This is a genomic window from Stenotrophomonas sp. GL_101 (assembly GCF_057835675.1).
In genome coordinates, this window is the sequence record NZ_CM174432.1 from 4,145,643 (window position 1) to 4,169,959 (window position 24,317).

A 24,317-nucleotide genomic window follows, 5' to 3' on the forward strand; every position below is an offset into this window, starting at 1 on the left:
CTCCGTTTTGCAAACAATAATCATTTACAATCGCGCACTTACGCCTGCTGCCGTCCGCCCGGATGACCCCGCCCCCACCCTCCCCGCAGCCCCCTGTGTCGCTGCTGTCCTCGCTGATCCAGCATTACGAGGAACTGGTGGACTACGTGCGCCGCCGCTTCACTGCGCCCGGGATGGCCCGTGAGGTCGTCCATGACGTCTGCGTGCGCCTGCTCGAACGGCCGGTCGCCAGCGACGTGCGCCAGCCACTGGCGATGCTGCACCGGATCGCCCACGATGCGGCAGTAGACCGTTACCGCGCCGAGTCGCTGCGGCGCCACTGGGTGGACTCCCATGCCGTGCTGCCCGACCCCGCCTGCACCACGCCCACCCACGAGCAGCGGCTGGACGGCGAGCAGGAACTGGCCCGGCTGGTGGCCGTGATCGAGGCGATGCCGCGCCGCCGCCAGCAGGTGTTCGTGCTGCACAAGATCCATGAGCTGCCGCAAGCGGACGTGGCCCGGCGCATGGGCATCGGCCTGAAGGCCGTGGAGCGCCACCTGCGCCTGGCCATGCGGGCCTGCCGGGGTGCGCTGGCGCGGTGTGCAGCGCGATGAACGCCGATCTCCCCCACGCACCGCCGCCAGCCCCGGCCGAGCCGGCACTGGACCGGCATCGCGACGCGCTCAAGCAGCGGTTCCCGCTGCCTGCTGCCCACGCGTTGCACCGCACCCCGCCGCTGCGTCGCACTGCCGTGGCCCTGCTGCTGGCCATGCTCGGCGCTGGCGGCCTGTCCGCGTGGGACCCGGGCGGGCCGGCCAGCGAGTATCAAACCGGCACCGACGGCCGCCGCCGCATCGCGCTCGCCGACGACAGCCAACTGCTGCTGGATGCGTCCAGCCGGGTGCGCGTGCGCCAGCACCTGCGCTCGCGCCGGGTGGAACTACTGGCCGGGCGTGCCCGTTTCGAGGTGGTCCACTCGGCCTGGCGCACCTTCCAGGTGGATACCGGTGCGGTGCGCATCCGCAACTACGGCACCGTGTTCGACGTGGCCCGCCAGGGCGATGGCAGCAAAATCACGCTATGGAAGGGCCAGGTAGGGGTATCGGTCAACGGCATCGAAGGCGAGCGCAGGCTGCGGCCCGGGCAACAGCTGCTGGCCAGCGCCCACGGCATGGCCGAACCGCAGCCCGCCGAGGCCGCGCGGGCCGGATGGACGCAGGGGCGGCTGGCCTTCGTCGGCACCCCGCTCGGCGAGGTCGTGGGCGAACTGCAGCGCTATCACCGCGGCCGCATCGTCCTGGTCGATCCCGGCCTGGCCAACCTGCAGGTATCGGGCAGCTTCGACAGTGATCGCGCCGCCAGCGTGCTGGCGCTGCTGCCCGACATCCTGCCGGTCCAGGTGCAGGCGCAGGACGATGGCAGCGTCCGGATTGCCGCGCGCCGCCCGTGATCGCGGCCACCTCCTGCACCAGCGACAGCCCGCGGAGGGTGGGGTGGCGCCCGCCTCGCACGGCAGCTGCTGGAACCCCCTGAAGGAATCCGCATGTCCCGTCCCGCCCCGCGCACTGCCCTGCGCCACCTTCCACGCACGTTGCTGGCAATCGCCCTGTGTGCCGCCAGCCCGGCCTGGGCGCAGGCGCCCACCGCACCGGTCGAACTGCATCTGGCGGCCGGCCCGCTCGACCAGGCCCTCAACAGCCTGGCCCGGCAGACCGGCCTGCAACTGCTGTTTGCCGCCGACGTCACCGCCGGCCGCCAGGCCCCGGCCGTCGATGGCCGCTATCGCCCGCAGCAGGCACTGCAGCTCCTGCTTGCCGGCCAAGGCCTGGCCATGGAAGAACGCAGCCCCGGCATCGTCGTGATCCGCAGCGCCCCGGCCCCGCGCCGCGCCGCTTCGCCGCCCGCGTCCGCGCCATCGGCACCGGCTCCCACCGCGCTCGGCCGCGTCACCGTCTCTGCCTCCACCGCGCGCCTGCCCAAGGGCGAGACCGCGATGCCCAACACCATCACCGTGCTCACCCGCGAAGACATCGAGCAGCAGCTGGCGCTGGGGTCGGATATCTCGCGCGTCCTGTCGGCCCAGATTCCCGCCTTCGCCCCGGCGCGCGAGAAGATGTCCAACTACGGGGAGAGCATGCGTGGGCGCGGCATCCTGTACATGGTCGACGGCGTACCGCAGTCCACGCCGCTGCGCGATGGCTCGCGCGATTCGCACACCATCGACGCGGCGATGATCGAGCGCATCGAGATCATCCATGGGGCCAATGCCCTGCAGGGCATCGGCGGCACCGGCGGCATCGTCAACATCATCACCAAGTCGGCACCGGCCGAAGCGGGCGCGGTGATGTTTGAAAGCAACCTGTCGCTGTCGATGGCCGCACCTGGCCGCCACGACGACGACGGCCAGCGCGCCTCGGCGATCATCGGCACGCGCGGTGCGCAGCTGGACCTGGTGGCCGGCATCGCCTACGAACGCCAAGGCCTGTATTACGACGGCGAAGGCCGGTCGATCGGCACCACCGCGCAGGGCGAGCTGATGGATTCCACCTCGTCCAACGTGTTCGCCAAGGTCGGCTGGACCTTCGACAACGGCCACCGCCTGCAGGTGGGCGGCAACCGCTTCGAGCTGCGCGGGCTGGACAACTACATGGCGGTCAACGGCGACTTCCGCAGCGGACGCCCCACCATTGCCGTGCCCGGCGACACCCCGCTGGACCCGCCGATGAACCGCTCGCGCTCGCTGACCCTGGACTACTCCGCACCGGGCCTGCTCGGCGGTGATTTCCAGGCCCAGGCCTTCGCGGTCGACTTCGAAGGCCGCTACGGGGCCAGCCAATGGGACCCGTGGGGCACTACCGGTGCCAATGCGGCCTGGGACCAGACCCAGAATGAATCGGACAAGCGCGGTTTCAAGCTCACCCAGTCCTGGCGGCGTATCGGCGACAGCACGCTGGACATCACCCTGGGCCTGGACGGCCTGCGCGACCAGACCCACCAGGTGCTGCTTGCCAGCGGACTGAACTGGGTGCCACAGACCACCTACCAGAGCCTGTCGCCGCTGCTGCAGGCGCACTGGTGGCCCCTCTCGCAGGTGATGCTGTCGGCCGGCGTGCGGCAGGAAAAGGGCGAGCTGGAGGTGGCCGACTATGTCACCCTGCCGCGCTATGGCAGCCGCAAGGTGGCTGGCGGCAAGCCGACGATGCGCGAGACCCTGCCCAACCTTGGGGCGGTCTGGTACATCAACGACCGCCTCACTGCCTACGCCTCCTATTCGGAAGGCTATACCGTGGCCGACGTCGGCCGCGTGCTGCGCGCGATCAGCATCGATGGCCAGGCCGTGGACAAGCTGGTCGACCTGTCGCCCGTGGTATCGGACAACCGCGAAATCGGCCTGGAGTACGACGATGGCCGCTTCAGCGGCGACATCGCCTACTACATCTCCGAATCCAAACTGGGCTCATTGCTGGTCTACGACGCCGGCATCGATGCCTACAACGTGCAGCGCCAGGCCACCAGGGTCGAAGGGGTCGAAAGCAACCTGGCCCTCACCCTGGGCAACAGCCGTTTCGGGGTGGGCTATGCGCGCGCCAACGGCCGCTTCGACGCCGACCTGGACGGTCGCCTGGACAGCGACCTGGCCGGCGTCAACATCGCGCCCAACCGCATGACCGCATTCTGGGAACAGCGTTGGACGCCCGCGCTCAGCACCCGCCTGCAGGCCAGCCATGCCTTTGACCGCGACTTCGCCACGCAGGGCAAGGCGATCGCCGACTTCCGCGGCTATACCACCGTCGACCTGGTCACGCGCTACGCCCTGGACAACCACGTCTTCACCCTGGGCGTACAGAACCTGGCCAACACCCAGTACATCAGCTACTACGCCCAGACCACCCCGTCCAACGCCAACTACTTCGCCGGGCGCGGCCGCGTGCTCAAACTGGCCTGGCAGTACCGTTACTGAGCCCTGCCGTGGCGTGCGTTGCGGACGCCGGGTGATTCCGGCGCCCGCAACGCACACCACCGAGTGCGCCACGCAATGCAGCGGCATGCTGCATCGCCATCAGGAATTCACCGGTCCTTGATCAAGCGCAGCGGTACGCTCAAGGTGCAGCGTCAAGGAACCACGGTGATGCCCAATACAGGACTGTTCTACCTGCTCGACGTCAAAGGCGACGCCGAACCAGAGGATCCATACGCGCTTTCCAGACTGGCCTTCATCCGCGCCGAATGCCTGCTCTGCCATACCATCCTCAGTGCATCGGGAGTGCCCGGCCTGGTCAACGTGGCGCACGGGGGTGCCGTGCTCACCTGCCTCCATTGCAGCAACCGGCAGGCTGTTTCCGGTGCCCGCTTCGCCGACTACCTGCGGCGGGCGCGGAGCGGGCTGATTGCACCGCGCACCGACAACCTCCCGGCCGTTCCAGCGGCGGCGTCGGAACTGCAGCCCCCGGCCTGAAGGCACTGTCGGCCCTTGCACCCCGCCAGCGCCAAGCGCGGTATGGCGCATGCGTTCACTTGGCCTGCGGGTGCGCCAATGCCGCCTTCTCGGCGTCGGTCAGCGCGCGGTGCCCGTAACTCAGCACGCGCGTCATCTGCCACTGGCCCTCCTGCAGCCGCCACACCATCACGAACCTGGCACTGCCCTCGCACTGGCCCCCGGCCAGGTCGCAGAAGCGATGCTCGCCTTCCTCGATCGCCCCGAAGTCCTTGATCGGATACACCTTGAGCGTTCCGGGGACCCGTTCCCGGCGGACCTTGTTGCAGATGTACTTGCGCGTATTGTCGATGACCGTCTCGCGATCGAACGTGGCGCCGCCGCTGTCATGGTAGAACTCGACAGTGGGGGAGAAGAAGCGGCTGAAGGTGTCCAGGTCGCAGCGGTTGTAGGCATCGAAAACCTCTGTGTCCAGGGCCGCGATGGTCGCCGTCAGCGGGTCCACCGCCAGCTCGGCGGGGCCGGGGGCGGCAGGCGCCAGGCCGGAAACCAGAAACAGCAACAGACCGGTGAGCGCTTGATTGGACATGGATTTCCCCTGTTCAGTGGCCCGATCCGGGCATGGTCCGCAGCCGGCCCCACTATCGACATGCACCGACCCCCACTTCAAGTGCCGTAAGCACCGCCAGATGTGCCATGCTCCGCGCAACCACCACGGAGAACACTGCAATGGCCAAGAGTATGGACAGGCAGAAAGAGCAGAAAAAGAAACCTGCCAAGACAGCAAAAGAGAAGAAGGCAGAGAAGAACGAAAAGAAGACCACCCGCGGTTTCGCGCCGACCTGATCGACGCCCGCAGCCGGCAAGGCGCCCGCCGCTCCCACGTGAGCGGTCGTGGCCCGGCCGCCGCTGCGCACTCCCCCACCCGCAGGCTCGCCGCGGGCATCACACCGCGCATCACATGGCGGTGGCAGCATTGGTCGTTGTCCGGACACCCGTCCACCAGGAGACTGCCATGGATTCCCGTACTGCCATCCTGCCCCGGCCATGGGCCATCCACCCGTTCCACGCGGCCATGCTCGGCGGCGTGCTGCCGCTGTTCCTCGGCGCATTGCTTGCCGACTACGCGTACTGGAGCAGCTACGAGATCCAGTGGAGCAACTTCGCCGCCTGGCTGTTGATTGGCGCCATGGTGATGACCAGCATCGCCCTGCTGTGCGCAATCATCGGCATGGTCCGGGGCAACCGCAGCCTGTTCTACGTGCTGGTACTGGTCGTCACCTGGATCGTGGGCTTCCTCAATGCGCTGCACCATGCGCGCGACGCGTGGGCGATCATGCCGGCGGCATTGATGTTCTCGGTGATCTGTACGGTGCTGGCCCTGCTGGCTACCTGGATGGGGTTTTCCAGCCTGCGCGCCGGGGGTGCACGATGAAGCGTCACACGATCAGGATCGTTGCGGTTTCCGTGCTCGCCACGGCGCTGGCCGCCTGCAGCCAGGGCCAGGCACCGGAGATGCACCAGTACGGCGCCGATCCGGAGATGCCCTCGCCCAACCGCGGGTTGATGCCGGACATGACCATCGCCAAGCCGGCCGCCTGGGGCGAGCGCCTGCCGACCGTGCCCAAGGGTTACCGCATTGCCGCCATCGCCACCGACCTGGCCATTCCGCGCCAGACCCTGGTGCTTCCCAATGGCGACATCCTGGTGGCCGAAGGCCGGGGCGGCAGCGCACCCAACCTCAAGCCCAAGGACGTCATTGCCGGCAAGATCAAGGCCAAGGGCAACACTGCGGTAAAGAGCGGCAACCGCCTGACCCTGCTGCGCGACGCCGATGGTGACGGCACCTACGAGTTGAAGACCGTATTCGCCGACAACCTCAATGCGCCCTATGGGCTGGCGCTGATCGGCAACGCACTGTATGTGGCCAACCAGGACGCGGTGGTGCGCTTTGACTACCGCCCGGGCCAGACCAAGGCCAGCGGCGCGCCGACCAAACTCACCGACCTGCCCGCCGCCATCAACCACCACTGGACCAAGGCACTCACCGCCAGCGCAGATGGCAGGTACCTGTACGTGGCGATCGGTTCCAACAGCAACATCACCGAACGCGGCATGGCGGTGGAAATCGACCGTGCGCAGGTGTGGCAGGTGGATGCCACCACCGGCGCACACAAGGTGTACGCCACCGGCCTGCGTAATCCCACCGCGCTGGCCATCCAGCCGGGCAGCGGTACGCTGTGGGCGGTGGTCAATGAACGCGATGAGATCGGCCCGAACCTGGTGCCCGATTACCTCACCTCGGTGCGCGAAGGCGGCTTCTACGGCTGGCCCTACAGCTACTGGGGCAAGAACGTGGACCGCCGGGTAATGCCACAGAACCCGGAGAAAGTCGCCTCGGCGATCGTTCCCGACTACGCCCTGGGCTCGCACGTGGCCGCACTCGGCGTTGCGTTCTCCTCGGCGGCGATGGGCACGTCGTTTGCCGATGGCGTGTTCGTCGGCGAACACGGCAGCTGGAACCGCAACCCGCCGGTAGGCTACAAGGTGGTCTTCGTTCCGTTCCGCGATGGCAAACCGGCCGGCGACCCGATCGACGTGGTCTCCGGCTTCCATGGCGAGGATGGCAAGACCCGTGGCCGCCCGGTGGGCGTCAGCGTCGACCCGCGTGGTGCGCTGATCGTGGCCGACGACCTGGGCAATACCATCTGGCGGGTAACCCCGGATGCGCAGGCGGCTGCTGCGCCGCAGTGAGCGGTGCCGTTGAATGATCCGGCCATGGTGGTTGCCGCCATGCCAACAACGTCCCTGCGTCGGTCGATCGACGCAGGGCGTTTAAAATTGCCGTCTACAAACGGGTGGTCATACGCCATCTGGAAGTGCAACACGATGGCTCGGACAACCGGATGGATGAATGGCTCGCCAGCGCCATCCGACGTCCCCCCAGCACGGTGGGCCCGTGGTTGATCAGGCGGTACGCCTTATCAAGTGGTACCGGCCGTATGTTCGGATTCATTGGCCACCCTCTACGCGCTTCATCCCAGTTCAACGACGCTCGAAGCGTCGCACGGACTCATCAACCGGCGTGTCACCCTGGGTCAGCTCGATGATCACGCGACTGACCTTCGGACGTTCGATGATTTCCAGCAATGTGGCAGCGACGTCATCACGGGCAACCTCACCGTACGGAATGGCCAGACCGGTGCGAACCTTGCCCGTGCCCGGTGTATCCACCAGCGTCCCTGGCCGCAGAATCACCCAGTCCAGATCGCTTTCCGACAGATGGACGTCCGCCAGCTTCTTGACCGCCATGTAGTTTTCGAAGCTCTCTGAGACCTTCCCACCGCGGAATGACTCCGGAAATGCCGAGACAAGAATGAAACGACGGATCCCCGCTTGCGTGGCGGATGCAACGGCGAGCTCGAGACCGCGCCCATCAATGGCATTGGTCATTTCCATACCCCCCTTTCCGCCGGCACCTGCGGAAAAAACTACGACATCGCTTCCTGCCATCAGCCCGGCCAGACCTGCGGCATCGAGGTCGAGAAGGCTGCCAGGAACCGGAACAGCGCCAAGACTCTGGATCTCTTCAACCTGCTCCGGCTTTCGGATCAGGCCAAGGGTCCGATGATCACGCTCGCTCAGTCGCTGAGAAAGGCGGCGGGCAACCTTGCCTGCGCCACCGATGATGAATACCTGAGTCATGAGATGCTTCTCCTGGAAAGACCGATGCTGCGCCCTGCACCTGAATCAACGTTGCGTATCAGGCGCCCCGAACCGGTATACGCCGCATCCTTCGATGCGGCGTACCGGATGCCTTACGGCGCCACGTGCGTGTGGTAAATCTTGCTGACAACGGTCCACTCTCCTTCAACCTTCAGCAGGTTGAAGAAGTCGGTGAAGCAGAAGCCAGAGATATCGTTGGTATCGATACGCGCGCTGGCGGCAGTGCCGACGATGTCGATCTTCACGATCACGCCCTGCGCTTCAGGTGAAGGACGGAAAACGGTATCGATGGTGTCGAACAACCCCTGGATCTGACCACCAACCAGCTTGCTGTCGCCATCGACACCGAAGATCGTCGCCTGATCGCTGAAGGCAGGCTTCATGATGCTGCTCTTGGCCTGCTTGCCACCTTCGTTGTACTTGTTCAGCACGTCGACGATGGCCTGATATTCCTGCACGTAAGTGGGCTTGCTCATTGTTTTCTCCTGAGGATGGTGAAGCTGCTGTTTGCATGGAAGGGGCGGCCATGAGAGGCGTCCTGAACGACTCGGCGCCAGAAGCATCGCTCCTGCCACATAGCGATCACTACATAATGTACATATTGTATAGTGGGCACTACATATGATGTCAAGCAGGTCGCTGACCGCTAGGTGAAGAACGCTATGAACGGTGATAACACCCTTGCCCCCCCATCCCGTGCGAAGGGCCGCCCGCGCGCCTTCGATAAAGATCAGGCGTTGAACCAGGCACTGGATGTCTTCTGGCGCCGAGGCTATGAGTTGGCCTCCGTAGCCGAACTGTGTTCCGCGATGGGCATCAATCCGCCCAGTCTGTACTCCGCGTTCGGCAACAAAGCCACGCTCTTCCTTGAGGCGGTCGACTTCTATGAACTGCGCTACTGGGACGCGACGTGGCAGCGGCTCGAAGCCTGCGAAGACGTACATCGCGGGATCGCCGAGTTCTTTGACGAAACTTCCCGCATCCTGCTGTCGCCCAAGGCGCCTTGCGGATGCCTGGTTGCGCTAGCAGCGATCAACGTATCCGACGACTCCGTAGAAGTCCGTTCGGCGATCGATGCGCTGCGCCTGGAAGGCAAGCTGGAGTTCGCCAAGCGACTCAAGCGTGCGGTGAAGGAAGGTCAGTTACCTGCCAAAACGGACACAAAGGCGCTGGCAGGTGGGCTCAACACCATGCTGGAAGGGATGTCGATCCAGGCTCGGGATGGCTTGTCTGTTGCCGAGATGCGGCGGATTGGCGCATTGGCGGTACGCCTGCTTCCCGGCCGCCCAGGGCCTCTTGGGCAAGAATGATGTGTATGCATCTGCTCCACGGCCCCAAGTCGCGGTGGACGTAGGTAACTGTTGAGACCTGCCGATCTCGAATCAGGTGGCTACCTTGATCATTTCAAGGCGCTGCCGCGGAACGCCCTCTGGAGCGGTGACGCACTTGCTTCATCCAGGCGCACGCTCCTGGAAGCTCGTCGGGATCCTGCAGCAAGCATATGGCTGTTTGCATATGGCTCTCTACTGTGAAATCCGACGCCCAGATTTGCGGAACGCGCCATGGTGCAATGTTGAGTGGAAGAACGCTCAGCTCCGGTTACGCCATGTCAAGCTCGCTTCATTGAACTCAGTTGCGCAGAAATCTATGAAGCTCTGCAGCTTTGGAGTCATCCGCCGATCTCGCGCGTAGAGGGCGCTAAGGGGTGGTGCCGGCGAAGGATAGGATGGAAGTACCTCGATGAGGGTTCCAGCATTCAGCGCATCGCGCACCAGCTCCAGCGGCTGCAGGATCAGGCCAAGTCCAGCCAGTGCAGCGCTCAACAGCGGCTCACTTTGATTCACCATCAACCGACTGGCGATCGGCACCGTCAATACCTGGCCATCCTGGTCTGTGAACGTCCAACGCGTGCGCAGGTCAGAATGGGCGAAGCCCAGGCATTCGTGCTTGGCCAAGTCAGCGGGATGGTGAATTTCGGAGCCTGATGACAGGTAGCCCGGGGAGGCGCACAGGATCAATGGGTAAGGACCCAAGCACCTTCCGATCAGGCTGCTGTCCTCCAGCTCTCCTACGCGGAAGACGAGATCGTATCCATCCTCAACAACATTGACCAGGTTGTTCGATAGGTGCAGGTCCACCGTCACCTTTGGGAAGGCACGCATGTACCGTGGCAGCGCTGGAGCCAGAACGCGCGTCCCGAAGGTCACCGGAGCATTGACCCTCAGTCGCCCGACGGGCTCTCCACGCGCCGCCTCTGCCAAACGCTCGGCGTCCTCGATCTCGTCAAGGATGGCGCGGGCCCGCTCGAGAAAGGCCTCGCCGAACTCGGTGAGGCTCTGTCGCCGCGTACTGCGGTTGAGCAGTCGGACCCCTAGATGCTTCTCCAGTCCTTGAACCTGTTTTCCCACCAATTGGGGGGACAGATCCAACGCTACGGCTGCTGCTGCAAACGAGCCAGTCTCCACCGTCTTGACGAACGTGCGCATCGGGCTCACGAGGTCCATTAGAAATAAATAGTTGGCAATGTGGCGTCAGGCTACGCCTTTATCGAACGTCGTGCAGCTGCCAACGTTGCAACCTCTCTATCGGGAAGCTCCTGTCAGGAGCGCCGCCTAGCCCATGTTCAGAGGATGCTGCCAGTGTGGCCAAACCAGATGACCGTGACACGTTGCGCCCTCGATTCGGGCCGCTATCTCAAGCAGTTTGAAGGTCTGCCCCCAGAGAAGATACTTGGGGCAGAGGCGCTCCGGGTGTCACTCAACGCGGCCTTGGCGGCTCACCCGAGTTTGGAATCAGGGATCTGGGTGCTCGCTTACGGGTCATTGATGTGGAATCCAACGATGCTCTCCACCCAGCGGGCAAGGGCCACGGTCCACGACTGGAAGCGAAGCTTCTGTATGCATCTGGTGGCCGGGCGTGCCACGTTTGACCGGCCGGGACGCATGCTGTCACTGGAACCGGGCGGAAAGCTGCAGGGCGTGGCCTACAAGCTTCCCGAGGCTTTCGAGGACGAACTCGCCACCCTCTGGTTGAGGGAAATGGTGACCGGTGCTTACGTCCCGAAATGGATTCCGACCGAACTGGAGGATGGACGCATTGTGCCAGCGCTTGCCTTCACCGCCAACACGGACGCCGAACACTGGCGGCCCGGTTCCGACCCCGCCGCCATTGCCCCCGTCATTGCCCAGACGGCGGGCCCCTTTGGCACCAATACAGAGTACGTGGAGCGTCTCGCCGCCAGCCTTGCGACGGAAGGCTTTGAAGATGCGCTGGTCAACACGCTGTTGGCCGAACTCTGCGCGCTCGGTTCGAAAGCAGGGCTGCCTGACCAAGTGTCAGACGAGGACGTCGCATTCGGTGGTGCCCAGAAAGGATTGGAAAAGAATAGTTTCCATTGAACCGGCAATCCTGACGTTTTTCTGCGGCAGCCAGCCCACTAACGTGAGGGTCTCCGCGCCGCCACGTACCGGCGGGCATCCCCGTCGTCGCACCACCATTGATCGGAATCCTACCCATGCCCCCCAACAAGCCCGAAGACTGCGATCTCCATATTTTCGAGTCCATCAGAACCAAGGACCTGGAGCGGGCAGTCGCTCTCTATGAGCCCGATGCCACCTTCATTACCGACGATGGTGCTGTCGTTGGCACCGATGCAATCCGCAACGTCCTGAGCGGATGGATGGAGCTGGAAGACCCGGAGTTCACGACTGAGCTGGTGTCGTTCGTCAATGCAGATGGCGACCTGGCGCTGGTCCGCGGCAGCTGGACTGCCACCGCCAAGGGACCAGACGGAACGCCGACCAGGATTTCCGGCAAGAACGTAGAACTCGTTCGCCGCCAGGCAGATGGCTCTTGGCGCTTTGTCATCGATCACCCGCGTCTCGCAGACTGATCCTCACCTCGCATCACTCTGGCGATGCTCCATGCCGGGCCGAGCCAGGCCCGGCATGCCCCTCCCTGCAGCAGGAAATCTCCCATGGCACGAATTGTCCGGTTCCACACCTACGGTGGTCCTGAAGTCCTCAAGCTTGAAGAAGTCGCAGTGCCAGCGCCAGCTGCCGATGAAGTGCAGATCCAAGTGAAGGCATTTGGGTTGAACCGCGCTGAATCCATGTTTCGCAGTCATGCCTACCTGCAGGAAGCTACGTTCCCCAGTCGGCTGGGCTATGAAGCCTCCGGCGTCGTGTGCTCGGTGGGCAGCGGAGTCAAAGATTTCAACGTGGGCGACAGCGTCAGTCTGATTCCACCACTGGACATCGCCAAGTGGGGAACCTATGGCGAGGTGGCCAACATTCCTGCGCACCTTACAGTCAAGCATCCTGAAACTCTTTCCTTCGAGCAGGCGGCCGCAGTCTGGATGCAGTATGTGACTGCATGGGGCGCGCTTATTGAACAGGCAAAACTCACCAGCGGCGAGTATGTGATCATCACCGCTGCATCCAGCAGTGTTGGCCTGGCGGCGATTCAGATCGCCAAGTCAGTGGGTGCCTTATCGATCGCCGTTACCCGCACTTCCACCAAAAAGCAGCAGCTGCTGGATGCGGGTGCTGATCATGTTATTGCCAGCGAAGAGGATGACATTGCCTCGATCGTGCTGGAAATCACACAAGGCGCAGGCGCCCGGGTTGTTCTTGATCCAATCGGAGGCCCGATCTTCAATGAACTTACAAAGGCGATGGCGCGCGGCGGAATCCTGATTGAATACGGTGCGCTGAGTCCCGAGCCGACGCCCTTCCCACTCATGGATGTGCTTGGGAAGAGCCTGACCTTGAAGGGCTATCTATATGCAGAAATCGTCGCAGATGCTGAAGCCCTGGAGCGGGCCAAGGCTTTCATTCTTGACGGCCTGGCCAGCGGCTCGCTCTCGCCGATCATTGCCAAGGTCTACCCCTTGGACGATATCCAACAGGCGCATCGCTACCTGGAGGCCAACCAGCAGGTAGGCAAGGTGGTAGTCACCATCACGAGCTGACTGGGGAGACCTGCGACAAGCTTGGTCCCCACAAACACCTCCGTCTGCCGGCCACCTACCAGCTGGGATCCACGGCTGGCACCCGCCAGCCGGGATCGGCTCATGACGTCCCAATAGCCGCGCCCGAGCAGGGCTACCCCGAGATGGAGGACGGCGTGTCCGCCAAGGCGGATGTACTCAAACAGACGCAACGGACGCGGACGATGATCCAACACCAAAGGCAGGATCGCATCGGGTCATCTGGTGGTGCCCGCAGGCGTGCCGCTCGTCACGCTGAATTTGCGTCCATCATGAAATCAATGAATGCACGCAGCTTGCCTGGCATATGCGTGCGATGTGGATAGTAAAGATGAAACGCGTCATCCATTCCACTGTACTGCTTCAGGATCTGCCGCAGTTGACCAGCAGCCAGCTCCTGCTTCGCAAAGTCCTCGAAGACGAAACCAATACCTTGGCCTTGGACTGCCGCATCCACGACAGATTTCATTTCGTCAAAGAGGAGGCGTCCCTGCACCTCGATCTGAACGGCCTGCCCATTGGCATCGAACTTCCATTCAAACCATCGCCCTCCCCCGGAGTAGCGCTGTCGAATGCAGTCATGCTTCAGCAGATCATCGATCGTTCTTGGCTCCGTTCGCCCGTGAAAATAGTCCGGCGCAGCCACCACGATTCGTTTCTGCGCCGCGCCAAGCTGCTTGGCGACCATATCGTTCTGAACTCTTTTTCCCATGCGGATGCCGATGTCATATCCGCTATTGACGATGTCGCCAAGCACGTTGTCCAGTGATATCTCGACATGGATCAACGGAAATCTACCCAGGAAATCGGGAAGATGAGGCTCGACCAAGGTGCGGTATGCCACGTAGGAAGAATTTACCCGCACGGTGCCAGATGGCTGATCGGTCGCCAGCAGCGTCTCTGACAAGGAATTTCTGATCAGCGCAAGCGCGGGCGACAACGTGGAACTGAGTGATGCCCCCGCTTCAGTCAGGCTGACGCTGCGCGTGGTCCGGTTGAAGAGCCTAACGTTCAATTGAGCTTCGACTGTCTTGATCGTGCGCGAGACCGCAGTCGGCGTAACGCCCAACTCGCTTGCTGCCTTGGAAAAGTTCAGATGTCGGGCCACTGACTCGAACGTCAGAAGTCCCTGGAGATACACAGGGGGAGCAGAGAGGCTTTTCGCTGCCTTTTCGCCGTGCACTACCGCCTGGATTGTGAACTTTTTGTTCATTCCGTATGTATGATTGTGTCTATTTACGTCATTATCGCACGCTTCCATACTTCTGAAATCAAATGAATTCAGCGCGCAACCTGGTTGCCGAAAGGAACAGCGATGATGCTCAGGAGCTCTCCCAGCGATCTCTTCTCACCCGTAACGTTTGGTGCACTGACGCTAGCGAACCGCATTGTAATGGCGCCGTTGACGCGCAGCCGCATGGGGCCCGATGGCGTACCGAACGCGATGCATGCCCGGTACTACGCACAGCGGGCCACCGCTGGCTTGATCATCAGTGAAGCCACCAACATTTCCGCACAAGGCCGGGGCTACGACCTGACGCCAGGCATCTGGACGGATGAACAGGTAGCTGGTTGGAAAGTAGTGACTGACGCAGTACATGCCGCTGGTGGCCTGATCGTATGCCAACTGTGGCATGTGGGGCGTTTCTCGCACGTCGACCTGCAGCCGGACGGAGCCCCACCGGTCGCACCTTCAGCGATTCGGGCAGAAGGGCAAACTTACACCGCACATGGAATGCTGGATGTCTCGCAGCCCCGGGCACTGGAAACGTCCGAGATTCCGGGCATCATCGAGCAGTATCGGCACGCAGCCGAATGTGCAAAACGCGCCGGCTTCGATGGCGTGGAAGTCCATTCCGCAAACAGCTACCTGCTGGATCAGTTCCTGCGCGATTCGACCAATCAGCGTGACGACCAGTACGGTGGTGCCATCGAGAATCGCAGCCGGCTGACGCTGGAGGTCACTGCTGCGGTGGTCGACGTCTGGGGTCACGACCGGGTTGGCATCCGGATTTCGCCGGTGACGCCTGATGCAGGAAACACGCCGTTGGACAGCCAGGTAATGAAGACCTATGGCTACCTGATCGAGCACCTCAATCGTTTCGAACTGGCGTACATGCACTTTGTCGAGGGCGCCACGGCGACCTCGCGGATAGTGCCGGAAGACGTTGATCTGGACTCATTGCGTGCCCTTTTCAGGGGCCCCTATATCGGCAACAACAACTACGACCTTGCGTTGGCAGTGCGGCGTCGGGCAGAAGGCAAGATCGACGCAGTGGCATTTGGCCGTCCGTTCATTGCGAATCCAGATCTGGTGCGTCGCTTGAAAGAAGGTGCCGAGCTCGCGGTAGCGCCGCGTGACACCTACTACGGAAATGGCGACAAGGGCTATACCGACTGGCCTGCGCTCGCAGGCTAGGTTGAAGGCGTGCCGAACCTGACGGGCAGGCAGATCGCGAACGCTACAGAGAGGCAATCAAGTGAAGACGATTCTCATCAAGACGTTGATCTGCGCAGCCATTGCCGTGGGTTTGGGCGGTGCAACTGCCCAAGCCGCAGAGTGGTAATCCCCCCGCTTTTAGCGGTCGCCAAAAGTGGAACTACGCTGCCAGTGCAAGCTTCTGCATTGGCGTGATGCCGCCGAGCGCCATGTTCGGGCGCTCGTGGTTGTAAGTCCATAGCCAACGGGTGGCGATGTCCTGGACCTGCTGGATGTCATTGAACAGATTGCTGGCAAGCCAAGCGTAACGCACGGTCCGGTTGTAGCGTTCGATGTAGGCGTTCTGCTGAGGATTGCCTGGCTGGATGTAGAGCAGCGCAATGCCTTGCTGCTCGGCCCATGCTTGCAGCGCTCCGCTGATGTACTCGGGCCCATTGTCGCAGCGTATGGCGCGAGGCTTTCCGCGCCATTGAATGATCTGTTCCAAGCTGCGGATAACGCGCGCCGCAGGCAAGGAGATGTCGACCTCCATCGCCAGACCCTGCCGGTTGAAATCATCCAGTACGTTGAGCATCCGGAAGCTGCGTCCATCAGCCAGTTGGTCGTGCATGAAATCCATCGACCAAGTGTGGTTCGCCGCCTTCGGAACCGCTAGCGGCGCCGGCACTTCTCGGACGATGCGCTTACGCGGCTTGATGCGCAGGTTCAGCTCCAAATCGCGATAGATCCGATACACGCGCTTGTGGTTCCAAGCGAAGCCCTTCACGTTGCGCAGGTGCAGGAAGCACAGCCCAAAGCCCCAATCGCGGTAGGCGCTGGTCAGCCTGAGCAACCAGTCAGCGATGATCGCATTTTCTTGGCAGGCCTTGGCCTGATAGCGGTAGCAGGTCTGACTCACCTCGAACGTCCTGCACGCATGAACGATGCTGGTGATGCCTGCCTGGACCGCCAGTCTGGCCATCTCGCGACGCTGAGATGGCCTCACCATTTTTTTGAGAGCGCTTCCTTCAGCAGCTCGGCACTGAGCTGGGCATCGGCGTACATCTTCTTCAGCCGCCGGTTCTCGTCCTGCAGTTCTTTTAGCTGGGACACCATGGACGCATCCATGCCGCCGAACTTGCTGCGCCACTTGTAGAACGTCGCTGAGCTGATGCCATGCTGTCGGCAAAGGTCCGGGACAGGCGTGCCGGCCTCGGCCTGCTTGAGTACGGCGATGATCTGGCTGTCGGTGAATCGTGATTTCTTCATGGGATCTCCTCGGGTTAGGTTACGAGAAAATTCCACTTCTGGCTGCTACTAACCTGCGGGGGGATTACCCCCCCTTCGGCTTCCTTTTCAGTAGGCCTGAATTCCGCAAGGCGCTGTGGCCGGACGACGGGTAAGCACCAAAGCCACGAAGCCTTGGCTGGTTGCGGGTAATGGCTTTTCGGGCACCTGCCCGCGAACTTCTGACCGCGGCCCGAGATGACTAGCGGAACAGCCTTCCACCTTCTCTGGCAGCCGATGCTCTGCTGGCCGAGCATAAGGTCTGGCCACTCCTGCTGCGCCGTACGGACATCTTTTGCCTTCTTTACCATCATAAGTTGTCCGAAACGGCCAACTTATGGTGGTAGGAACACTCCTGGACGTCGATGGACGTCGATGTGGTGGGCCCACCAGGACTCGAACCTGGAACCAAAGGATTATGAGTCCTCTGCTCTAACCATTGAGCTATAGGCCCTTGCGGCCACACAGTGTAGTGGAGGCCAACGGCTGCTTTCCACTACGAACTTCGCCGACACCCCATCGGCGCGACAATCAGCCAAAGCGCTGCCCCGTCGCGTGCACCCGCCGTGCATTCTCCGATGCCAACGGCGCGGCCCATTGCAGGCGGGCCGGTTGCCCACTGCGCTCGGGGGCATGGGCCTCCAGCGGGCGCGCGGCGCGAAGCACCTGGCTCAGCCCCGCCCCAGGCGCCGAAGCATAAAAAAACCCCGCCGAAGCGGGGTTTTTTCAACGCATCACAACCACCCTGGAATCAATCGATATCCAGGAAGCTGCGCAGCTGCTCGGACCGGCTCGGGTGACGCAGCTTGCGCAGCGCCTTCGCTTCGATCTGGCGGATGCGCTCGCGGGTGACGTCGAACTGCTTGCCCACTTCCTCAAGGGTGTGGTCGGTGTTCATGTCGATGCCGAAGCGCATGCGCAGCACCTTGGCTTCACGCGGGGTGAGGCCGGCCAGCACGTCGCGCACGGTTTCAGACAAGTTGATGTTGGTGGTGTTCTCGATCGGGGACTCCACATTGGTGTCCTCGATGAAGTCGCCCAGATGGGAATCCTCGTCGTCGCCGATCGGGGTTTCCATCGAGATCGGCTCCTTGGCGATCTTCATCACCTTGCGGATCTTGTCTTCCGGCATGTCCATTTCCTTGGCCAGCTCCTCCGGCGTGGCCTCGCGGCCGTACTGCTGGAGCATCTGGCGGGAAATGCGGTTCAACTTGTTGATCGTTTCGATCATGTGCACCGGAATACGGATGGTGCGCGCCTGATCGGCGATCGAACGGGTGATGGCCTGGCGGATCCACCAGGTCGCATACGTGGAGAACTTGTAACCACGGCGGTACTCGAACTTGTCCACGGCCTTCATCAGGCCGATGTTGCCTTCCTGGATGAGGTCGAGGAACTGCAGGCCGCGGTTGGTGTACTTCTTGGCAATGGAGATCACCAGGCGCAGGTTGGCTTCGACCATTTCCTTCTTGGCCTTGCGCGCCTTGGCTTCGCCGTAGGCCATGGCCCGGCTGATTTCCTTCAGCTCTTCCAGTTCCAGCCAGGTGGTCTTCTCGATGTCGAGCGTGGCCTGCTGTTCGGAAATGATCTGGTCCTTGACGTCACGCAGGGCCGAGGACCACTTCTGCTTGCGCTTGAGGGCGTCTTCCACCCATTCCAGGTTGGTCTGGTTGCCTTCCCAGGAACGGATGAAGTCCTTGCGCGGCATGCGCGCGGTCACGGTGGCCAGGTTCAGCACGCGGCGCTCGTGGGACTTGATCGACGACATCACGTCGCGCAGCTGCTTGACCAGTACGTCGGTCAGCGGCAACGGCAGCTTCAAGGTGACAAACACTGCCGCCATGTCGTCGCGCAGCTTGCCCAGCGGCTTGCGGTCGCCCTTGGCGGCGGCCTTCTTGAAGGCGGCGTAGGCATCGGCCAGCGCTTGCATGCGGCGCGCGACTTCTTCCGGGTCCGGACCGGTCGGGCCGGCCTCTTCTTCCACGTCGTCGCCGTCGTCTTCTTCCTCGTCGGCGTCGTCGTCGTCATCGCTGGTGTCTTCGGCCACGGCCGGGGCCGGGACTTCTTCGGCCAGGTCGTTGAAACCGACGATCACTTCGGCCAGGCGCTTCTTGCCTTCCTTGTGGGTTTCGTAATCGGTCAGCAGCGACTCCACCGACACCGGGAAGGTGCCAAGTGCGGCCTGGACCTGGCCCAGACCTTCTTCGATGCGCTTGGCGATGGCGATTTCGCCCTCGCGGGTCAGCAGCTCGACGGTCCCCATTTCGCGCATGTACATGCGCACCGGGTCGGTGGTGCGGCCACCTTCGGTGTCGAGCGCGGTCAGTGCCGCGGCAGCTTCTTCGGCGGCGGTGTCGTCAACCTCGCGGTTGCCGGTGTTACCGTCGTTGAGCAGGAGGGTTTCGGCATCGGGCGCTACTTCATGGACATCAATGCCCATGCCGTTGATCATGCCGATGATGTCTTCGATCTGCTCCGGGTCGACAATGTCGTCGGGCAGGTGGTCATTGACTTCAGCGTAGGTCAGGTAGCCCTGTTCCAGGCCCTTGCTGATCAGAAGCTTGATGTCGTTTTGCTGGGCAGGACGTTCGTTGGCCATGTAGTGCTCGCGCCACCGGCTGGGAGAGGGAATAGAACCTAGCATTATACCAGCCCGGCCCCCTGCCTGGCCGGGCGGTGGTCCCGGGGCTAGGGGCGGAGCAGGAAGGTGACTGGTCCATCGTTGACCAGGCTGACAACCATATGGGCACCAAACTGCCCGGTTTCCACCCCTGGGACGTGTTTTTGACGACAGATCTCCACCAATCGGTTGAATCCTCGTTCAGCCTCGTCCGGCGCGGCGGCGGTACTGAAGCCCGGCCGCATCCCGCTGGACGTATCGGCGGCCAGGGTGAACTGGCTGACCAGCAGCAGCCCGCCGCCGGTATCGGCCAGCGACCGGTTCATCCTGCCGCCCTCATCGGCAAACACACGGTAACCAAGCATCCGATCGGCCATCCGGGCGATCGCCGCCTCGCCGTCGTCCGGCTCCATCCCCACCAGCGCCAGCAATCCCGGGCCGATACGGCCGATCAGCCGGTCCTCGACGTGGACACTGGCCTGGGTGACACGCTGGATCAACACGCGCATGGAGCGGCTTCCGAAACGGGGGCCGCCTACCTTAACGCGCCCGGCCGGCACCGGAATGGCTGCCAGCGGCTAGACTTCCTCGTGATGAAACCGCACACCACCGCCCGCCTGGCCTATCGCGCCGCTGCCCTGTTCACCCGCCTGCCCTGGTCCTGGCTGCGGGGCATTGCCGCCGCCCTGGCATGGCTGTGGATCCGTCTCAACGCCCGCGAGAGCCGGGTGACCCGGCGCAACCTGGACCTGGCCTTCCCCGACCTCAGCCCGGCCCAGCGCGCGGTGCTGCATCGCGATGTGCTGCGCTCCACCGCGCTGCAGGCGATAGAGACCCTGCGCCTGTGGACCTCGCCGCGCGAGCAGAACCTGGCCTGTCTGGTCGAGCGCCATGGCGAGGCGCTGTACGACGCGGCGCTGGCCTCGGGCAAGGGCGTGATCGTGGCCGCCCCGCACCATGGCAACTGGGAACTGCTGAACCAGTGGCTGGCCTCGCGCGGCCCGATCGCCATCGTCTACAAGGCACCCGAGGAAGCGGTTGGCGATGCGTTCCTGCAACTGGTCCGCGGTGGCGACAACGTGCGCCAGGTGCGTGCCGAGGGCCCGGCCGTGCGCCAGCTGTTCAAGGTGCTCAAAGACGGCGGCGGCACCGGGATCCTGCCCGACCAGCAGCCCAAGGCCGGCGACGGCGTGTTCGCCCCGTTCTTCGGCATCGAGGCGCTGACCATGACCCTGGTCAACCGGCTGGCCGAACGCACCGGCGCCACCGTACTGTATGGCTGGTGCGAACGGGTCGGGCCGGACATGCAGTTCGCCCTGCACATCGAACCGTCCGCACCGGCGGTGGCCGACCCGGACCCGCGCGTGGCTGCCAGTGCCCTCAATGCCGGCCTGGAGCGCATCGCCCGCCGCGATCCGGCCCAGTATCAGTGGACCTACAAGCGCTACACGCTGCGCCCGCCGGAAAGTGGTGAAGTGGATCCGTACGCCACCGAGGAACACCCGCACTGAATGCGACGCTGGGTCGCGCCCCATGCGCGATTGAATCGGCGCCATCCGTCCCCACTGTGGAAGCCACGATGTCCCCCACGGCCCCTGCCATGTCTGATGCTTCTTCCCTGTTCGGCGACCCGGCCGCGATCCGCTGCGAGCGCGCGGTGGCCGAACTGCGCGCTGGCCGCCCGGTCGTGATCGACGACAGCCACGGCCAGCGCCTGGCCTTCATCGCGCTGGACAGCAGCACGCGCAGCAGCTTCAGCGCCTTTGCCCAAGCGGCGGCCGACCAGCATTACCTGTTCCTCACCGCCACCCGCGCGCGGGTGCTGGGGGTCAACGCCGAGCACGGTGCACGGGTGCCGCTGGCCGGGATCGATTTCGATGCCCTGCCCTCGCTGAGCTACCTGCGCGAACCGCAACCGATGCCGTCGGGCTGGAGTGCCGGCCAGGCGCTGGACCAGGGCGCGGTGGAAGTGGCCCGGCTGGGCCTGCTGCTGCCGGCGATGGTCGGGGTACTGCTCACCGGCGATGACACCCGCTTTGACAGCTGCGAACGCGTTTCGCTGTGCGACCTGCACCAGGGCGCCGAACAGGCCGCCCATGCCTATGAACTGGTCGCGCGCTCGCCGGTGCCGTTGCGCGACATCGGCATGACCGAATTTGCGGTGTTCCGCGGCGGCGTCGCCCAGCGTGACCAGGTCGCGATCATCGTCGGCACGCCGGACCTGTCGGCGGTGGTGCCGGTACGCGTGCATTCGTCCTGCCTCACCGGCGACCTGTTCGGATCGCTCAAGTGCGATTGCGGCGACCAGTTGCGGCGCGGGCTGCACAAGCTCAAGGAACTGGGCGGCGGCGTGCTGCTGTACCTGGACCAGGAAGGGCGTGGCACCGGCATTGCCGCCAAGATGCGCGCCTACGGTTACCAGCACGACGGCCTGGATACCATCGACGCCGATGCACAGCTGGGCTTCGGTGCGGACGAACGCCGCTACGGCAGTGCCGCGGCGATGCTGCAGGGGCTGGGCGTGCACCGCGTGCAGCTGCTCAGCAACAACCCGACCAAGGCGCAGCGGTTGCGCAATGCCGGTATCGAGGTGGTCGACTGCGTGCCGGTCACCGGCGACATCACCGCCGAGAACGAACACTACCTGCGCACCAAGGCCGAACGCGCCGGGCACCTGCTCGACGTGGATGCGCTGATCCAGGCCGCGCAATAACGCGGCAACCTGCTACCGTCTGCGCGACGGGCGCACGTCGCCCGGCATGAGTCCCCCTGCCGAGCGCCCCGCCTTGCCCGACATCCTCGACGCCCCACCCCATCCGACCCCGCCCCCGTTGCCCTTGCCGGCCCTGCCCGAGTGGCAGCCGCTGCCGTTGCGGGCGGCAACAATCGCCGCGGTGGGCGGCGCCATCAGCGGTGCGCTGCTGGGCGGCCTGCTCGGTGGCGGCTGGGTGGCGCTTGACCTGCCGATGCGCTGGGTGGGCGCGGCGGGCCTGCTGGCACTGGGCGCGCTGCTGGGTGCGGCGGTGGGCTTCCGTCGCCAGCGGCGTACCTCCTGGCGCCTGGACGAACAGGGCCTGGGCGTACGCCGCGACCTGATGTGGCAGCTGGAAACCCGCGTGCCGCTCTCGCGCGTGCAGCACCTGGACCTGCGCCGCGGGCCGATCGAGCGCAGCGCACGGCTGGCCACGCTGGTGGTGCATACCGCCGGCAGCCGCTTCAGCGCGGTGACCCTGAGTGGGCTGGATGGCGAGGATGCCGAACGCCTGCGCGATACCCTCGCCCACCAGTTGGACCGGGACGACGACGCGCTGTGAGCCACCCGCCCCCGCTCGAGGCGACGCCAGCCGATGCCCCGTTGGAGCAGCGGCTGCACCGATGGTCGTGGTTGTTCGTGATGCTGATGCAGCTGCGCCAGTTCCTGCTGCCACTGGTGGCGCTGCTGGTGTTCGGCAACCGTGGCGACCGCGACGAGATGTGGTCCTACCTCGCCGCGGCAGTGGTGATCGTGGTGCTGGTCGGCAGTTCCATCCTGCAGTACCTGACCTACCGCTACCGGATCGGCCGCGACGGCATCAGCGTGCGCAGCGGGGTGATCGCGCGCAACCGCCGCGAGATTCCGTTCGCGCGCATCCACAACGTGGTGGTGCACCAGAATCCGCTGCACCGCCTGTTCGGGGTGGCCGAGCTGCGCCTGGAATCGGCCGGCGGGCATCGCCCCGAAGCGGAAATGCGCGTGCTCAAGCTGAGCCAGGCGCTGGCCGTGGAACAGCTGGTCCGCCAGCGCGGGCAGGACATCAGTGCCTCCCCGAGTGCCCTCCCGGATGCTGCCACCGATGCGCTGCCGGCCGACGATAGCGGCGTGCTGCTGCGGTTGAGCACGGTCGATGTGATCCGCATCGGGCTGCTCTCCAATCGCGGCTGGGTGGTGGTGCTGGCAGCGGTCGGCACGTCCTTCCAGCTGTTCCCACGCGGCACCGTGTCCGACGCGATCGAGCAGGGCGGGCGGGAGGCTTTCGGCTACGCCAGCGGCCTGCATCCGGCCACCTGGATCTGGGCGCTGGCCGCGGTCGCGGCGGTGCTCGGCTTCTGGGTGCTGCTGCGGATGTTTTCGGTGGTACTGGCGCTGTTGCGCTACCACGGCTTCCAGTTGAGCGAACACGAGCGCCGGCTGACGGTGGTCAGCGGTCTGCTGACACGCCTGCGCAGCAGCGTCGCGCGGCGGCGCATCCAGGCCTGGACACTACGTGAGAACACCTTGCAGCGTTGGTCGGGGCGCCGCCACCTGCGCATCGACATCGCCGCGGGCGCGGCGGTGGAGAACGAACGCCGCGACCTGCGCGAGCTGGCCCCGCTGGCCACGCCACAGGCCTGCGACGCACTGGTGCAGCATGTGCTGCCGCAGCTGCACTGGCCGCCCGCGCGCTGGCAGCCGGTACAGCAGCGCGGCTGGTGGCGGCTGTGCCTGGGCGCGCTGCTGTGGTTGCCGGCGCTGGCCGCGGCGGCGGTATACCAGGGGTATCCGTGGGCCGCGCTGGTGCTGGTGTGGCTGCCGTGGTCGGCCTTCCGCGCGCACCGGCAGATGGCGCGCATGGGCTACCACCTCGATGACCAGTACGTGGCCGTGCGTGGTGGCTGGTGGCAACGCTGGTGGCGTTTTGCCGAACTGGACAAGCTGCAGACCCTGCACCTGAGCCGTTCACCGCTGGACCGCTGGCTGGGCACCGCCAGCCTCTGGCTGGATACCGCCGGCGCCAGCGGCAGCATCCCCCTGTGCCTGCACTACCTGCCCGAAACAGAGGCGCGCGCGGTGCACGCGCGATTGAGCGAGGCCTTGGCGAAACGCCGACTCCACTGGTAG

The 24,317-nt window shown here is 64.2% G+C and carries 23 protein-coding genes and 1 tRNA gene; 15 read left to right on the forward strand and 9 right to left on the reverse strand.

Features of this window, described 5'->3' with window-relative positions:
- The first annotated feature begins 62 nt into the window (after positions 1-62).
- From AC3IR9_RS18235 to AC3IR9_RS18250, 4 genes are all read left to right on the forward strand, one after another.
- Positions 63-596: an RNA polymerase sigma factor gene (locus AC3IR9_RS18235; RefSeq protein WP_489292499.1), complete on the forward strand. Its 534-nt coding sequence runs from the start codon at positions 63-65 to the stop codon at positions 594-596.
- Positions 593-1,432 (forward strand): FecR family protein, encoded by an 840-nt coding sequence (locus AC3IR9_RS18240; RefSeq protein ID WP_489292501.1) that lies wholly within the window; start codon positions 593-595, stop codon positions 1,430-1,432. Before AC3IR9_RS18235 ends, AC3IR9_RS18240 begins: the two co-directional genes overlap by 4 nt.
- Before the next feature lie 93 nt (positions 1,433-1,525).
- Entirely contained in the window at positions 1,526-3,943 is a 2,418-nt protein-coding gene (locus AC3IR9_RS18245; RefSeq protein ID WP_489292503.1) for a TonB-dependent receptor, read from the forward strand.
- 117 nt (positions 3,944-4,060) lie between these two features.
- The gene (locus AC3IR9_RS18250; RefSeq protein WP_489292504.1) at positions 4,061-4,438 is read left to right on the forward strand and encodes a hypothetical protein; all 378 of its coding nucleotides are present in this window, start codon (positions 4,061-4,063) and stop codon (positions 4,436-4,438) included.
- 55 nt (positions 4,439-4,493) lie between these two features.
- On the opposite strand, the gene AC3IR9_RS18255 is transcribed toward AC3IR9_RS18250, so the two are convergent.
- On the reverse strand, positions 4,494-5,006 hold the full coding sequence (locus AC3IR9_RS18255; protein WP_489292505.1) for a nuclear transport factor 2 family protein: 513 nt from the start codon (positions 5,004-5,006) through the stop codon (positions 4,494-4,496).
- A gap of 426 nt (positions 5,007-5,432) precedes the next feature.
- Between AC3IR9_RS18255 and AC3IR9_RS18260 the strand changes: the two genes are divergently transcribed.
- Positions 5,433-5,852, forward strand: a complete 420-nt coding sequence (locus tag AC3IR9_RS18260; protein WP_489292506.1) for a DUF2231 domain-containing protein — start codon at positions 5,433-5,435, stop codon at positions 5,850-5,852.
- Positions 5,849-7,171, forward strand: coding sequence for a PQQ-dependent sugar dehydrogenase (locus AC3IR9_RS18265; protein WP_489292507.1), 1,323 nt, complete (start codon positions 5,849-5,851; stop codon positions 7,169-7,171). Before AC3IR9_RS18260 ends, AC3IR9_RS18265 begins: the two co-directional genes overlap by 4 nt.
- A 291-nt stretch (positions 7,172-7,462) precedes the next feature.
- Here the strand turns inward: AC3IR9_RS18265 and AC3IR9_RS18270 are convergent, their stop codons facing one another.
- Together AC3IR9_RS18270 and AC3IR9_RS18275 are read right to left on the reverse strand one after the other, a co-directional pair.
- Positions 7,463-8,122 (reverse strand): NAD(P)H-binding protein, encoded by a 660-nt coding sequence (locus AC3IR9_RS18270; RefSeq protein ID WP_489292509.1) that lies wholly within the window; start codon positions 8,120-8,122, stop codon positions 7,463-7,465.
- A gap of 113 nt (positions 8,123-8,235) precedes the next feature.
- On the reverse strand, positions 8,236-8,619 hold the full coding sequence (locus AC3IR9_RS18275) for a nuclear transport factor 2 family protein (protein WP_489292510.1): 384 nt from the start codon (positions 8,617-8,619) through the stop codon (positions 8,236-8,238).
- A gap of 186 nt (positions 8,620-8,805) precedes the next feature.
- On the opposite strand from AC3IR9_RS18275, the gene AC3IR9_RS18280 reads away from it, so the two are divergent.
- A complete protein-coding gene (locus AC3IR9_RS18280) occupies positions 8,806-9,453 on the forward strand; it encodes a TetR/AcrR family transcriptional regulator (protein ID WP_489292511.1) in 648 nt (215 codons plus the stop codon).
- A 279-nt stretch (positions 9,454-9,732) separates the two neighbouring features.
- On the opposite strand, the gene AC3IR9_RS18285 is transcribed toward AC3IR9_RS18280, so the two are convergent.
- Positions 9,733-10,629, reverse strand: a complete 897-nt coding sequence (locus tag AC3IR9_RS18285; RefSeq protein ID WP_489292512.1) for a LysR substrate-binding domain-containing protein — start codon at positions 10,627-10,629, stop codon at positions 9,733-9,735.
- Between the two features lie 168 nt (positions 10,630-10,797).
- Between AC3IR9_RS18285 and AC3IR9_RS18290 the strand changes: the two genes are divergently transcribed.
- From AC3IR9_RS18290 to AC3IR9_RS18300, 3 genes are all read left to right on the forward strand, one after another.
- The gene (locus tag AC3IR9_RS18290; RefSeq protein ID WP_489292514.1) at positions 10,798-11,541 is read left to right on the forward strand and encodes a gamma-glutamylcyclotransferase; all 744 of its coding nucleotides are present in this window, start codon (positions 10,798-10,800) and stop codon (positions 11,539-11,541) included.
- A 116-nt stretch (positions 11,542-11,657) separates the two neighbouring features.
- The gene (locus AC3IR9_RS18295) at positions 11,658-12,035 is read left to right on the forward strand and encodes a YybH family protein (protein ID WP_489292515.1); all 378 of its coding nucleotides are present in this window, start codon (positions 11,658-11,660) and stop codon (positions 12,033-12,035) included.
- An 84-nt stretch (positions 12,036-12,119) separates the two neighbouring features.
- A complete protein-coding gene (locus AC3IR9_RS18300; protein WP_489292516.1) occupies positions 12,120-13,115 on the forward strand; it encodes a zinc-dependent alcohol dehydrogenase family protein in 996 nt (331 codons plus the stop codon).
- A 268-nt stretch (positions 13,116-13,383) separates the two neighbouring features.
- Here AC3IR9_RS18300 and AC3IR9_RS18305 read toward each other — a convergent pair whose 3' ends face one another.
- Positions 13,384-14,346, reverse strand: coding sequence for a LysR family transcriptional regulator (locus AC3IR9_RS18305; RefSeq protein WP_489292518.1), 963 nt, complete (start codon positions 14,344-14,346; stop codon positions 13,384-13,386).
- A 102-nt stretch (positions 14,347-14,448) separates the two neighbouring features.
- Between AC3IR9_RS18305 and AC3IR9_RS18310 the strand changes: the two genes are divergently transcribed.
- A complete protein-coding gene (locus tag AC3IR9_RS18310; RefSeq protein WP_489292520.1) occupies positions 14,449-15,552 on the forward strand; it encodes an alkene reductase in 1,104 nt (367 codons plus the stop codon).
- A gap of 181 nt (positions 15,553-15,733) precedes the next feature.
- On the opposite strand, the gene AC3IR9_RS18315 is transcribed toward AC3IR9_RS18310, so the two are convergent.
- The 4 genes from AC3IR9_RS18315 to dtd all read right to left on the reverse strand — a co-directional run bounded on the left by AC3IR9_RS18315 (position 15,734) and on the right by dtd (position 19,968).
- Positions 15,734-16,821 (reverse strand): IS3 family transposase gene (locus AC3IR9_RS18315; protein WP_489290575.1). Its coding sequence is split into 2 segments (ribosomal slippage): positions 15,734-16,569 and positions 16,569-16,821, totalling 1,089 coding nucleotides; the frame shifts between segments, so codons are not numbered across the junction.
- Between the two features lie 396 nt (positions 16,822-17,217).
- Positions 17,218-17,293 (reverse strand) — tRNA-Ile (locus AC3IR9_RS18320).
- A 297-nt stretch (positions 17,294-17,590) separates the two neighbouring features.
- Positions 17,591-19,438 (reverse strand): RNA polymerase sigma factor RpoD, encoded by a 1,848-nt coding sequence (rpoD, locus tag AC3IR9_RS18325; protein ID WP_489292522.1) that lies wholly within the window; start codon positions 19,436-19,438, stop codon positions 17,591-17,593.
- An 89-nt stretch (positions 19,439-19,527) separates the two neighbouring features.
- A complete protein-coding gene (gene dtd, locus AC3IR9_RS18330; protein ID WP_489292523.1) occupies positions 19,528-19,968 on the reverse strand; it encodes a D-aminoacyl-tRNA deacylase in 441 nt (146 codons plus the stop codon).
- Positions 19,969-20,052: 84 nt separating this feature from the next.
- Between dtd and AC3IR9_RS18335 the strand changes: the two genes are divergently transcribed.
- The 4 genes from AC3IR9_RS18335 (at position 20,053) to AC3IR9_RS18350 (ending at position 24,317) form a co-directional block, all read left to right on the forward strand.
- Positions 20,053-20,970, forward strand: a complete 918-nt coding sequence (locus AC3IR9_RS18335) for a lauroyl acyltransferase (RefSeq protein ID WP_489292525.1) — start codon at positions 20,053-20,055, stop codon at positions 20,968-20,970.
- 89 nt (positions 20,971-21,059) lie between these two features.
- Complete coding sequence (gene ribA / locus AC3IR9_RS18340; protein WP_489292526.1) at positions 21,060-22,172, forward strand: GTP cyclohydrolase II RibA; 1,113 nt, start codon at positions 21,060-21,062, stop codon at positions 22,170-22,172.
- Between the two features lie 46 nt (positions 22,173-22,218).
- Positions 22,219-22,773 carry a PH domain-containing protein gene (locus tag AC3IR9_RS18345; RefSeq protein ID WP_489292527.1) on the forward strand — a complete coding sequence of 185 codons (555 nt, stop codon included), beginning with the start codon at positions 22,219-22,221 and terminating at the stop codon, positions 22,771-22,773.
- On the forward strand, positions 22,770-24,317 hold the full coding sequence (locus tag AC3IR9_RS18350; protein WP_489292529.1) for a PH domain-containing protein: 1,548 nt from the start codon (positions 22,770-22,772) through the stop codon (positions 24,315-24,317). The genes AC3IR9_RS18345 and AC3IR9_RS18350 overlap by 4 nt, the downstream gene beginning before the upstream one ends.